Below are 12,459 nucleotides of genomic sequence, written 5' to 3'. Positions count from 1 at the left end.
CTGTGAGTGTGAAGATTGCAGTCGTAGCCACCGGAAAAATTGGCCTTCCTCTCGCGACCCAGTTCGCATCGATGGGGCACGAGGTTGTCGGCGTTGACGTCAACCAGGCGCTCGTTGACGTCATCAACTCGGGTATTGAACCCTTCCCGGGCGAAGCCGGCCTGGCAGAGAAGCTCGCCGAGCAGGTGCCCTCTGGGAAGCTCCGCGCGACCACGGACTATGCTGACGCGATCCCTGGAGCCGATGCGGTCGTCCTCGTCGTACCGTTGCTCGTCGATGAGGAGACCTGGGAGCCTGACTTCAAGTGGATGGATGCTGCGACCACGTCGCTCGCAGAGCACCTCACACCGGGAACGCTAATTTCGTACGAAACGACGCTCCCCGTTGGCACCACTCGCAACCGCTGGAAGCCACTTATTGAAGAGGTTTCTGGACTGACCGAGGGTGAAGACTTCCACCTCGTGTTTTCTCCTGAGCGCGTGCTCACCGGCCGAGTCTACGAGGATCTGAAGAAATACCCGAAGCTCGTCGGTGGGCTCAACGACGCCGGGACGAAGAAAGCAATCGAGTTTTACGAGTCGGTCCTCACGTTTGACGAGCGGCCGGAACTGCGCCAGCCCAACGGCGTCTGGGACATGGGCACGGCTGAAGCAGCCGAGATGGCGAAGCTCGCTGAGACAACGTACCGCGACGTAAACATCGGGCTTGCTAACCAGTTCGCACGATACGCGGACACAATCGGTATCGACGTCTACAAGGTTATCGAGGCCTGCAACTCGCAGCCATTTAGCCACATTCACCGGCCCGGAATCGCTGTCGGAGGCCACTGTATCCCGGTGTACCCCCGCCTCTACCTCTCAACAGATCCCGATGCTGATATCGTGCGCACCGCGCGCAACTACAACGCGACGATGCCAACCTACGTTGTGGACCGTGTCGAGCAGACCATTGGAGAGCTGGCCGGCCAGCGTGTGGTCGTGCTCGGTGCGTCCTACCGCGGTGGGGTGAAGGAGACGGCGGTGTCCGGGGTCTTCCCAACCGTCGATGAACTGACACGGCGAGGAGCAGTCGTGACTGTGCACGACCCTGTCTTCTCGGATGATGAGCTTGCCGCTTTCGGCTTTACGCCCCACAAGATCGGCGACGCAGTTGACGTTGCCATCTTGCAGGCGGATCATGCCGAGTATCGCGAACTTGGGCCCGCGAGCTTCCCAGGAATCAAGCTCTTTGCAGATGGCCGCAACTTCACCGATCCGGCAGCATGGAAGGGCGTGCCGAGGATCGTGATTGGCGCATCCGCGTAAGTCTCTGCTGAAGCCAGCACCGCCAGGTGCTGGCTTCAGCCACGTCCAGGGGGTCAAAGTGAAAGTCCCCTTAGAATAGACCCCATGGATCTTCTCGTAGTTGGCTCTGGTTTCTTTGGCCTCACCATCGCCGAGCGCGCCGCAAGCGCCGGCAAGAAGGTGGTCGTGATCGACCGCCGCAATCACATCGGAGGGAACGCCTACTCCGAGGCCGAGCCCGAGACCGGTATCGAGGTGCACCGCTACGGCGCCCACCTCTTCCACACCTCGAACGAGACTGTCTGGGAGTACGTGAACCGCTTCACTGAGTTCACGAGCTACGTGCACAAGGTGTATTCGAACTTCAAGGGCGAGGTCTACCCGCTGCCGATCAACCTCGGCACCATTAACCAGTTCTTCCGCGCCGCCTACAGCCCGGACGAGGCTCGCGCGCTGATCGCTGAACAGGCGGGCGAGTTCGACACGAAGAGCGCTCAGAACCTCGAGGAGAAGGGCATCTCGCTCATCGGGCGCCCGCTCTACGAAGCGTTCATCCGCGATTACACGTCGAAGCAGTGGCAGACACCCACTACCGAGCTTCCCGCGGAGATCATCAGCCGTCTCCCGGTTCGCTACAACTACGACAACCGCTACTTCAATGACACCCATGAGGGCCTGCCTGTCAACGGTTACACGGCATGGCTCGAGAAGATGGCTGACCACCCGAACATTGAGGTGCGTCTGAACACTGATTTCTTCGACGAGTCACAGCCGCTGAACAAGGCTGCCGTTCTCGGTAAGGTACCCGTCGTGTACACCGGTCCCGTTGACCGTTACTTCGACTATGCGGAGGGTGAGCTCGGGTGGCGCACGCTCGATTTCGAGCAGCAGGTGCTCCCTGTCGGTGATTTCCAGGGCACGAGCGTGATGAATTACGCGGGCTCCGATGTTCCGTACACGCGCATTCACGAGTTCCGTCACTTCCACCCGGAGCGCGACTACCCGACCGACAAGACCGTCATCATGCACGAATACTCGCGCTTCGCTGAGCGCGAGGACGAGCCGTATTACCCGGTGAACACGCCTGAGGATCGCGAGCGGCTGCTGAAGTACCGTGAGCTCACCGACAAGGAGCCGCAGGTGTTCTTCGGTGGGCGTCTCGGCACCTACCAGTACCTCGACATGCACATGGCGATCGGTTCGGCACTTTCGATGTGGAACAACAAGCTCGACGGCGTCATCTGACCCTAATCGTGTGTCGCCTCGCATCGAGCGACCGGAGAACGGCCGGCCCCACTACTCGCTGGGGCCGGCCGTTTCGTGTTCCGGTTACTCCTCCTGCCGCACCGGCACGCTCCGTGTCGCGGGCGTCTGCGGCTCTCTGCCGCCCTCGAGATCAAGCTCGGCCTCCCTAGTGCGCCACGCCTGGTAGCCGGGTTCGTCTGCCAAGGCCTGTTGGATCTCTTCGGGCGTCGCCGTGAGCTTCGGGTCGAACTTCAGGTATGCACGCGTCTCGCGGGCGACGAGGCCCGAGAGGATGAGTAGGCCGATGAGGTTCGGGATCGCCATGAGCCCGTTCATCATGTCCGAGAACGACCACGCGATGTCGAGCTGGGTCGTCGCGCCGACGAATACGATCAGCGAGAACACCACCCGGAACGGGATCGCGATCTTGCGACCAAAGATTCGTACGATGTTGCGCTCGCCGTAGTAGGCCCACCCGAGGATTGTCGAGAATGCGAACATCACGAGCCCGATGGTCACGACCCAGTGGCCCCACTCGCCTGGAAGGCCATGCGAGAACGCCTGGCCGGTCATGAGGGCGGGGGAGAGTTGCTCGTTGGTGTCGGGATCGATTTGCGAGTACGTGCCTGTCGTGACGATCACGAGGCCCGTCATCGTGACGACGATGATCGTGTCGATGAAGGTCTGCGTCATCGACACGAGGCCCTGGCGCACTGGGTGGCTCGTCTGCGCGGCCGCGGCCGCGATCGCTGCCGAACCCATGCCGGACTCGTTCGAGAAGATGCCGCGCGCGAAACCGTACTGGACGGCGATGATGAACACTGAACCGGCGAACCCGCCCGCAGCAGCTGTGCCAGTGAATGCGTCGTGGAAGATCGTCGCGAGGGCGGCGGGCACCTCGCCGACGTTCGCGCCGAGAATGTAGAGCGCGGCGACGACGTAGAACACGATCATGATCGGCACGAACCCGGCGGTAACCTTGCCGATCGACTTGATGCCGCCGACGAGCACGACGAAAGCGAAGGCGGTCAGGATCAGGCCCGTCACCCAGACGGGGACGTTGAAGCTGTGCTCGACGTTGGCCGCGATCGAGTTCGACTGGGTGAGGTTACCGATGCCGAAGCAGGCGAACACCGCGAAGATGGTGAATGACCAGCCGAGGATCTTGCCGAGTGGCCCGCGGATGCCCTTCTCGAGGTAGTACTGTGGTCCGCCGTTGCGCTCGCCCTTCGCGTCTGCCTGCCGGTAGCGCACGCCCAGGAATGCCTCGGTGTACTTCGAGGCCATGCCGAGCAGGCCGGTGATCCACATCCAGAACAACGCGCCAGGGCCACCGATCCCAATGGCTGTCGCAACGCCGACGATGTTGCCGGTGCCGACGGTGGCCGCGAGGGCCGTCGTGAGCGCCTGGAACTGTGAGATGTCGCCCTGTGCTCCAGGGTCCTTACGCCGAAGCAGGCCGAGGTTCAGCGCTGCCCCGAGCCGCAGAAACTGGATACCTCCGAGCCTGACTGTCAAATACAGGCCGGTGAGGAACAGGAGTGGGATAAGGACGAACGGCCCCCAAATCACCCCGCCGATGGTGTCAAGTATCTCCTGCAGCTTTTCGGTCAAGGTGCATCACCGTCTTTCGCGTCGTTGCGTGGTTGAGCCGGACGCCAAGGGCGTCACAACCAACATAGCAACGCAGCGTCAGTCGCGCGCAAGCAGCCGCGCGAAGAGGCTAGCGGCCGTCGAACGTCTTCCGCCACTCCTCGACCGAGGTCATCTGGGGGAGGGCAGCGCGGTACTCGGCCGCCAGTCTGTCCCAGTTCTTCGCGATTTGCTTGCTCAGGCTGCGGGATTCGCGCAGCAGCCTGCGGAACTTCGCCCGGTCGTGGCGGTACCACATCTTGCCGCTACCGTCGGCGGCGCCGACGATCACGTTCGCGTGGTGCGGGATCTGCCACCAGTGTGCGCCCTGCTTCGCGTACTCGAGGTCAGGCTGCTCGCCCTCGGGAACCGTCGCGCGCCGCCAGTGCTGGGGCACCATACGAAGAGTGAACAGTGCGAGTCCGAGACCGCCGGGCCCCTTCGGCTTCTCGGCCAGCTCGGGGAGCGCGCGGCCGCCGCGAGACACCGGGGTCTCTGGGTCGCCCGGGCGGTACACGCGGGTCTCGGGGAAGTCCTTCGCCCGTCCTCGGGCCGCAGGCATGTCGCGCGAGATGTCGTCGTGCAGCGACGCCGGGCCCTGCAGCACGGCACGCATGCCGTCGACCGCGAGCTGGGTCGCGTAGTACTGCATGTTCAGCAGCTTCTTAATGTCTTGGCGGCCGCTGTTTTGGAGCAGCTTCCCGCTCTTCGGGCGGTCGGAGTGCAAGAGGCCCGCGATGAGCCTGTTGCGGGTGTGGAAGAACGCCTGCCAGTCTTGCGAGTCGTCTTTGTCGAGCCACGACACGTGCCACAGGGCGACGCCGGGGAGCGAGACTGTCCGGTATCCGGCTGCCTTTGCGCGCAGGCCATATTCGGCGTCGTCCCACTTGATGAAGACCGGCAGGGAGAGTCCGATCTCGGCGATGACCTGCTTCGGGATCATGCACATCCACCAGCCGTTGTAGTCGGAGTCGAGCCGCGCGTGCATCCACTTCGTCTGGCGCAGGTTGCGGTTGCGGAAGTCGTGGCGGTGCTGCTCTTCAAACGATGGCCCCCACATGAACGGGTCGGGACGTACGACCTCGGCCCATGCGTGCATGACAGGCTTGTCGAGCAGATCAAACATGTGGCCGCCGACGATGACCGGCTCTCGGCTGAACCTGCCGAACTGCAGCGCGCGCAGGGCGCTTTCGGTCTCGAACTCGATATCGTCATCGAGCAGCAGCAGGAAGTCTGTGTCTTCGCGCTCGAGCGTCTCGGACATCGAGCGGGAGAACCCGCCCGAGCCGCCAAGGTTGCCCTGCTCGATGACCTGCAGGTGTTCGCCGAGCGACGCCTGGACCTCATCGAAGCCTGCCTCGTCGCGTACTTTCTGCGTGCCCTGGTCGACGAGGAAGATGCGATCGATCCCCTCAAGAAGCGCAGGGTTTTCGGCGATATTCGCGAGCGTCGCGACACAGTAGTCGGGCTTGTTGTACGTTGTCATGCCGAGGCTCAGCTTGCCCGTCTGCACGGGCTCAGCCGAGGTTGACCAGTCGCCGCCGTCGAGCACGAGGTCCTCGGTGCTGGCGATGAGGTCGAACCAGTACCAACCGCCGTCGCTGAACGAGGTGAGGGGGAGCTCGAAGGTCGTCGACGCCGAGTCTGAGACCTGGTGGGAAGCGACGCGCTGCGGCACGCCGTTCGCGTTCGACCGGTAGACGATGATGGTGCCGCGGCCAACTGTGCGAAGCGACAGTGTGACGCTCGTGACGACGGTCCACCGCTGCCAGTATGCGGCGGGGAACGCGTTGAAGTAGCTCGCGAACGAAACGCGCTGGCCCGCGCGCACTCTGGCGCTCGAGCGCGAGAGGACGTTGTCAATGCTCGCGTTGTTGCTCAGCCTGATGGGCCGGGTGCCGACCTTCGTCCAGGTCTCGGAATCGGCGTAGAGCGGCAGGACGTCGGGGTCCTGTGACACCGGGAACACGATTGACTGCAGCGTAGTCGGCATCTAGGGGCGTCTCTCTTCCGGATCAGGGTACTGACCGGCTTATTCTATCCTCGCGGAATTCGACCGGCTGAGAGCCTGCGGAACTCGGGGCGCGAGGTGTGAAATGTTCACGCCGGCGCCACACCCTGCCCCGCGCAGGCTACTCCACGTTCAGTTTGCCGGCGGCGCGCCAGACGGCGATGGCGAGCTCTGGCACTGAGTCGGCGATCTCGCGAAGCAGCTCGAACTCAACCCGATCCGCGTTTACTCGGTGTGTGTCGGCGTCTGGGCTCGATGACTGCGCGGCGAGGCGGGCGAGTCCGTACTCGGCAAGCTGCCCGCGGTCTTCGAGGAGCTCGTCGCGCAGGGCGGCGACCACAAAGTCGTCGAGCTCAGGTGTCTCTTCGTATGCGACAGCCGGGTCCTGCCCTCCGCGCACGCGATACTCGAGGATAGTCTCGCGTTCGATGCGCGCGTCGTCCCGCAGTTTCTGCAGGCGCTCGGAGGGGAGGTTCACGTGCCCGATTCTACCAAGCGTGGCTCGCGGGCGGCCGCGGAGCGGTAACGCTAGCGAGCCGTTGTCGCGGGCGCGATCTCGCGCGGGATGGGTACTTGGCGCCAGGGCACCCGCTGCGGTTCGGCGTCGAGCGAGGGCAGCTCGAAATCGAAGCGGCTCTTCGCCGCAAGCATGATGAGCAGGAGCCAGCCGCTTTCGATCAGGATCCGGCTCTCCGCAAACGACTGGACGACGAGCGCGACCATGAGCAGGAACGGCCAAAGGGCGCTCGTCGCGTATGGAAGCGGGGGGCCGTAGCCTCGACGCGGCTGGTCGACCGCACGGAACCACACGCGCCAGAGCGTGAGGGCGACGAGCGGAACGAACAGCAGGAGGCCGGCGATGCCGAGTTGTAGCCAGACGTCAAGCCACGCATTGTGGGCGCTCATGACCTGGATGCCGCCCTGGACGTCGAGTGACTTGAAAGGCTCTACCCAGGGGGCCCAGTAGCTGATCCAGCCCCACCCGAACCACGGACGCTGCTGCGCGAGCGAGATGACGCCTTCCCAGGTGTCGACGCGGCCGGTGAGGTCGCTGCTCTTGCCGAGCAGCGAGAATACCCACGTCCGCGCGAACAATGCGACGCCGGCGATCGCGGCGAGCACGACGGCCCCGGTGATGTAGACCGGGAGCCTGCCGACGGGCCCGGAGCGGCGCGCCCACAGCGCGAACGCGAGCGCGATGACGACGGCGACGAGCGCGACTGTCACGGTCGCAGAGCGCGTGAGCGCGAGCGTGGCGAGCGACATGGCGACCCAGAACCATCCGGCGAACCGGGTGATGAGTCGCGCGCGCAGCTGGATTGCGAAGATGATGAGGCCGATGAGGCCGATGAAGCCGAACAGTGTCGAGCTGCCGACGAGCCCCTGGATGGGGCCGCCCTCGAAGAGCAGGTCGCGGCTCCAGTAGAGCAGCTTCGGTGTCTTCTCCTCCTGCTCCGCGGTCAGTTCGAGCCACCAGGGCAGCACCGGGTGCTTCACGAATACGGCGACGAACAGTTCGAACAGGAACGAGAGGCCGATCACGTAGCGAAGCGCGGTGCCGAGGGTGCGCAGGGTCTCGTGCCAGGTGAGGATGAACGCGAGGGCCACGGCGACGAGCGTCGTGAGGAGCTGCGCGACGACACCAAGCAGGCTTTCAAGACGGTACTGCGACCACAGGATCGAAAGCACGGCGAGCGCGAGAAATAGGTAGATCGGCGAGGGTAGCCTGTACCAGCGAAAGCGTTCTGGTCGCATCTTCAGGAACATGATGCCGCCGATGGCTGCGAGCACGATTGCCGCAGCGATGAAGCCGGGCCAACCGAGAAGGTTTCGTGCGCCGTTGCTGGCGAGTGTGAAGACAAACACGACGATCGCGTACGCGCTCACCCCGAGTCTTGTCTTGCTGTTGGCCATACCCGGTATGGTAGAGCATCGGGATACCGCTGGGAGCATTGTGCTGATCTTCATCGAGAACACTCCGCGCGCATATGCGTGGGGCTCAACCGATGCACTTCCGGCGATGCTGGGCCACGCGCCGACAGGTGAACCGCAGGCCGAGCTGTGGCTTGGGGATCATCCGGGGAGCCCGGCGAGCGTCGCGAAGGCGACCCCCGTGCCGCACACGCTGATCGAGCTGATTTCGCAGGATCCGGAACGCTATGGGGTGAATGGCGGACCGCTGCCCTTCCTCCTGAAGGTGCTCGCTATCGGGGCGCCGCTGTCGCTGCAGGCGCACCCTGACGAGCGCCAGGCGCGCGCTGGCTTCGCCGCGGAAAACGCGGCGGGAGTGCCAATTGATTCGCCGGTTCGCAATTACCGCGATCCGAACCACAAACCCGAGTTACTTGTCGCGCTCAGCGAGGTCACCGCTCTCAGCGGTTTTAGGCCTCTCGGCGACACGATCATGGATCTCCGTGCGCTCGCCGCAGCTGCGCCCCACGGCGCGGCTGCGCTCTGGGCAGTGGCCGACAGACTTGTGGGCGCTGACCCGGATCGTGGGCGGGAGGAGTTTCTTTGGTGGGCGTTCTCCGACACCGATGAGGTGCGTGACGCGATGCGGGCAGTTGTGGACGCAATCGGCGCTGGGTCGCGACCTGCAATCCATCCGGATCGGCTCGAGTGCCTGCGGAGCCTCGCAGATCACTACCCTGACGACCCTGGGGCGCTCGTATCGCTGCTGCTGCATCACGTGAGGCTCGCCCCCGGGGAAGCCGTCTACCTTGGTGCCAGGCAGCTCCATGCATACCTCGGTGGGATCGCGGTCGAGGTGATGGCGGCTTCTGACAACGTGTTGCGCGCAGGCCTGACCGAGAAACACGTCGACATTCCTGAGATGCTTCGCGTCCTCGACTTTGGTGAGTTGAGCGAGCCACGAATGCTCGGCAGGCGTGCCGCGGCCGGTCTCTGCGAGTGGGACCCGGGGGTGCCAGACTTCCGCCTGTTCAGGGCCCGCGTTACCCACGACAGCGACGGCAGTTCTGTCGGTGCGTTTGGCGATGCTGCGTCGCTCGGCGGCGCCCGCCTTGAGGGGGCTGCGACAGAGGTTGTCGTTGAGGCCCACGCCCCGCTCGTGCTCATCGTGACTGCAGGCCGGGTACTCGTTTCGAGGCCGGAGGCGGAGCTGGCCGAGATGGCAAACGCCGCTCGCGGGCAGTCCCTGTATGTCTCTGCTGGCGAGCCCATCCACCTGACAGGAAGCGGCGAGGTGTTTCTCGCAACTGTCGGATCAGCAGTTACGCCGTAATCTCGGGGCTGCGGTAGACGAGGTGGTGCATACACAGGCTCACGAACAGTACGGCCCGAGCGTACGGCTGCGACAGCGAGTAACCGAACGCCTGCTCGGCTTTGCGAACCCAGTGCGCCACCGTGTTTCTGTGCATGTAGAGCTCTGAACCCGCGCCTCGTACCGAGGTAGTGGTGGCGAACGCCTCGAGCACGTGCAGCACGCGATCGCCGTGGGCCTTCCTGAGACGCTCGAGGATTTGCACGTCCTCAAGAGTTCTAAGCTTCGCTCGCGGGAGGCTCGTGAGCGCCGCGATGCTGTGAAGCTCCCCGCCGTTGCGCCAGCCCTCGTCTCGTGAAAGGTGGAGCGGGCTTCGTTGCCGCGACAGCGATGTGAAGCGCAACGCGTCCTGCGCGTTGCGGAGCGCCCAATCCGCCCGGTCAGCGGGAAATACGCCGCTGAAGGCTGCGAGAACTCCTTGCGGGGGCGGGCCAACTCGTTCGGGCGTGAACGAGGCTGAGACGAGCAGAGCTTCGTACTTTGGGTACCGCATTCGGGCATAGAGTTCGCTCGATCGAGCCCCCTGCTCGGCGAAGTGCTCGGCGAGCTTCTCGTTTCCCCCGATCGCGAGGACCCGAATCGGCTGCTCCGCAAGCAGGGAGAGCTCCGCCAAGGCAGCGGTCTTCGCGCCCGCGGCGGTCTCTGGGCGAAACAGCGTCTGGATTGCGTGGTTGGCGTCGCCGGGTGCCCGGTCCCAGTGGGCTGCGATCCGCAGCGCGACCGCGAGCCTCGGCAGAAAGTCGTCTGGCACACCGTCTGCAGCGTCCTGATGCCAGACGTGGATCCCGTCTGGGCCGTGGTAGTTCACCCTGTTTGGCTGCCTCGTGAACTGCGGCTCGGCTGCCGGGCTGACTCTCACGATACGGTTGCCGCCCGGGAACCGCACTGCGACAGTTCCACGGATTGCAACTGCCGCCTGAGACAGGATTGCCTCGCGCGAGCGCGCCTCGGTGAGGAGTCCGTCGAAGAATTGAACTGCGTCGGTTATGCCCGCCATGCGGCACACGGTAACACGGCGACACCTGTTGCTGTCAGGAGTGCACAGGCATCGTGGACGATTGGCTGAGGCCGCAGTGCCATCCGGCACCGCTCGCCGGGTGCCGGTACGAATCCGCGCTCGCGGTCTCCGAGATCGCTCCACAGACGACGAAGGGTCCGGGACGATTGTCCCGGACCCCTCGTTCGCGCGTCAGGTGCGCTAGAGCGCGGCCTGCTACTCGGAGAGCAGCGCCTGGATGCGGCGAACGCCCTCGAGAATTGCATCGTCGCCGAGTGCGTAGCTGAAGCGCAGGTAGCCCGACGGGCCGAAGGCCTCACCGGGTACTGCCGCGACCTCTGCCTCAGAGAGAATCAGGTCGGCAAGTTCGAGCGATGTCGTTGGGGTGACCCCGCGGATCTCGCGGCCAAGCGCCGCGGTCACATCGACATAGGCGTAGAACGCGCCCTCCGGGGTGGGGCAGTGGAAGCCTGGGACCTTGTTGAGCTCTTCAACAATCAGACCGCGACGCCGATCGAACGCCTGCCGCATCTCCTCAATCGGCTCCTGCGGGCCATCGAGAGCAGCTGCCGCGGCGATCTGCGCGATGTTGTTGATGTTCGATGTCATGTGCGACTGCAGGTTCGCCGCACCCTTGACAAGATCTGCCGGGCCGATGAACCAGCCGATGCGCCAGCCAGTCATCGCGTAGGTCTTTGCAACGCCGTTCACGAGGATGGTGTTGTCTGCGAGCGCAGGGACTGCCTCGACGATCGAGATCGCGCGGACGCCGTCGTAGGTGAGGTTCTGATAGATCTCGTCGGTGACGACGAGCAGGTTGTTTGCGAGCGCCCACTCGCCGATAGCGGTTGTTTCCTCAGCCGTGTACACGGCGCCCGTCGGGTTCGACGGCGAGCAGAACAGCAGTGCCTTGGTGCGATCGGTGCGAGCGGCCTCAAGCTGGTCGACAGTGACCTTGTAGCCCTGGTCGGCGCCAGCGAAGACCTCAACCGCTGTACCGTCGGCGAGCTTGATCTCCTCGGAGTAGCTCGTCCAGTACGGGGCGGGAAGGATAACTTCGTCGCCCGGGTCGAGGATTGTCTGGAAGGCCGAGTAGACGGCGTGCTTGCCGCCGTTTGTCACGATGACCTGAGCCGGCGTGATGTCGAGGCCCGAGTCACGCTTGGTCTTCCGCACGATTGCTTCGCGCAGCACGGGAAGGCCGACTGCGGGGGTGTAACGGAAGTTCTTGGGGTCGTCGAGGGCCTTGCGTGCCGCGTCAACAATGTGTTCCGGGGTCGCAAAGTCAGGCTCGCCTGCGGCAAAGCTAATGACTGGGCGGCCTTCGGCCTGGAGGGCTTTTGCCTTTGAATCAACCTTGAGCGTGGCTGACTCTGCGATGGCGGCGATCTTCTTTGACAAACGGTTGGTTTCGGTCACGAGATTAAGACTACTCCTCAGCGCATGCCCGTGGGATCCTGCGTGGTGGCGTGTAGGGCGCGGCGCACCCGGCGTGCGGCCGAAAACAATCCCAGTTCGACAAGCAGCACAGGATCGCGTAGTCTTGTACCTAGGCATTGACTTCTGCCATTATCGGTTGTGCCCAAAACGCAGTCGTAAAGCGGGAGTCTCCCTTTTAGGGTGGTGGCGCAATTGGTAGCGCAACGGTCTCCAAAACCGTAGGTTGCAGGTTCGAGTCCTGTCCGCCCTGCCACGCCTGATCGTTAGATCAGGGCACTGAAAGGACAAACCCGATGAGCAGCATTGAACTCGCTGAGAACGGCGGCAACGTCGAGCCGGCGAAGAAGGATGACCGTAAACGCGGCTTCTTCGGGCGAATCATCCTGTTTATCCAGCAAGTGTTTTCGGAGCTGAAGAAGGTCGTTACCCCGACCCGCAAGGAGCTCGTTAGGTACACCCTCGTCGTGCTCGCCTTTGTGGTCGTGATGATGGCGCTCGTGTGGGTGCTCGACCAGGCCTTCGGCTGGGTCACCCTCTTCGTCTTCGGCACTCCGCTTCGCTAGAGCCC

10 protein-coding genes and 1 tRNA gene are annotated in these 12,459 nt (G+C 63.9%); 5 read left to right on the top strand and 6 right to left on the bottom strand.

Annotated elements, in window-relative coordinates; genetic code table 11:
* The first annotated feature begins 8 nt into the window (after positions 1-8).
* Together KI794_RS13805 and glf are read left to right on the top strand one after the other, a co-directional pair.
* Positions 9-1,304: a nucleotide sugar dehydrogenase gene (locus tag KI794_RS13805; protein ID WP_255808431.1), complete on the top strand. Its 1,296-nt coding sequence runs from the start codon at positions 9-11 to the stop codon at positions 1,302-1,304.
* 84 nt (positions 1,305-1,388) lie between these two features.
* Positions 1,389-2,528, top strand: a complete 1,140-nt coding sequence (gene glf / locus KI794_RS13800; RefSeq protein WP_255808430.1) for a UDP-galactopyranose mutase — start codon at positions 1,389-1,391, stop codon at positions 2,526-2,528.
* 84 nt (positions 2,529-2,612) lie between these two features.
* On the opposite strand, the gene KI794_RS13795 is transcribed toward glf, so the two are convergent.
* From KI794_RS13795 to KI794_RS13780, 4 genes are all read right to left on the bottom strand, one after another.
* Positions 2,613-4,142 carry an alanine/glycine:cation symporter family protein gene (locus KI794_RS13795; protein ID WP_255808429.1) on the bottom strand — a complete coding sequence of 510 codons (1,530 nt, stop codon included), beginning with the start codon at positions 4,140-4,142 and terminating at the stop codon, positions 2,613-2,615.
* Positions 4,143-4,251: 109 nt separating this feature from the next.
* On the bottom strand, positions 4,252-6,153 hold the full coding sequence (locus KI794_RS13790) for a glycosyltransferase (RefSeq protein WP_255808428.1): 1,902 nt from the start codon (positions 6,151-6,153) through the stop codon (positions 4,252-4,254).
* Positions 6,154-6,292: 139 nt separating this feature from the next.
* Positions 6,293-6,649 carry a hypothetical protein gene (locus KI794_RS13785; RefSeq protein ID WP_255808427.1) on the bottom strand — a complete coding sequence of 119 codons (357 nt, stop codon included), beginning with the start codon at positions 6,647-6,649 and terminating at the stop codon, positions 6,293-6,295.
* A gap of 50 nt (positions 6,650-6,699) precedes the next feature.
* Positions 6,700-8,085: an O-antigen ligase family protein gene (locus KI794_RS13780; protein WP_255808426.1), complete on the bottom strand. Its 1,386-nt coding sequence runs from the start codon at positions 8,083-8,085 to the stop codon at positions 6,700-6,702.
* A 40-nt stretch (positions 8,086-8,125) separates the two neighbouring features.
* Between KI794_RS13780 and manA the strand changes: the two genes are divergently transcribed.
* Positions 8,126-9,415 (top strand): mannose-6-phosphate isomerase, class I, encoded by a 1,290-nt coding sequence (manA, locus tag KI794_RS13775; RefSeq protein ID WP_255808425.1) that lies wholly within the window; start codon positions 8,126-8,128, stop codon positions 9,413-9,415.
* On the opposite strand, the gene KI794_RS13770 is transcribed toward manA, so the two are convergent.
* Positions 9,405-10,451 (bottom strand): helix-turn-helix domain-containing protein, encoded by a 1,047-nt coding sequence (locus KI794_RS13770; RefSeq protein WP_255808424.1) that lies wholly within the window; start codon positions 10,449-10,451, stop codon positions 9,405-9,407. The two genes, manA and KI794_RS13770, sit on opposite strands and share 11 nt — an antisense overlap.
* A 216-nt stretch (positions 10,452-10,667) precedes the next feature.
* Positions 10,668-11,870 carry a pyridoxal phosphate-dependent aminotransferase gene (locus KI794_RS13765; RefSeq protein ID WP_255808423.1) on the bottom strand — a complete coding sequence of 401 codons (1,203 nt, stop codon included), beginning with the start codon at positions 11,868-11,870 and terminating at the stop codon, positions 10,668-10,670.
* 198 nt (positions 11,871-12,068) lie between these two features.
* On the opposite strand from KI794_RS13765, the gene KI794_RS13760 reads away from it, so the two are divergent.
* Positions 12,069-12,144: transfer RNA gene (locus KI794_RS13760), tRNA-Trp, on the top strand.
* Positions 12,145-12,184: 40 nt separating this feature from the next.
* The gene (gene secE / locus KI794_RS13755) at positions 12,185-12,454 is read left to right on the top strand and encodes a preprotein translocase subunit SecE (protein WP_255808422.1); all 270 of its coding nucleotides are present in this window, start codon (positions 12,185-12,187) and stop codon (positions 12,452-12,454) included.
* Positions 12,455-12,459: the final 5 nt, after the last annotated feature.

Source organism: Leucobacter aridicollis, assembly GCF_024399335.1.
Classification (GTDB): Bacteria; Actinomycetota; Actinomycetes; order Actinomycetales; family Microbacteriaceae; genus Leucobacter; species Leucobacter aridicollis_A.
Note: the sequence above shows the minus strand (reverse complement) of the source record. Positions and strands in the feature narration are given on the sequence as shown.

Excerpts from the sequence above, each read along its gene's own strand:
- KI794_RS13780 (WP_255808426.1), bottom strand. The coding sequence starts at position 8,085 with ATGGCCAACAGCAAGACAAGACTCGGGGTGAGCGCGTACGCGATCGTC.
- KI794_RS13770 (WP_255808424.1), bottom strand. The coding sequence starts at position 10,451 with ATGGCGGGCATAACCGACGCAGTTCAATTCTTCGACGGACTCCTCACC.
- secE (WP_255808422.1), top strand. The coding sequence starts at position 12,185 with ATGAGCAGCATTGAACTCGCTGAGAACGGCGGCAACGTCGAGCCGGCG.
- glf (WP_255808430.1), top strand. The coding sequence starts at position 1,389 with ATGGATCTTCTCGTAGTTGGCTCTGGTTTCTTTGGCCTCACCATCGCC.
- KI794_RS13790 (WP_255808428.1), bottom strand. The coding sequence starts at position 6,153 with ATGCCGACTACGCTGCAGTCAATCGTGTTCCCGGTGTCACAGGACCCC.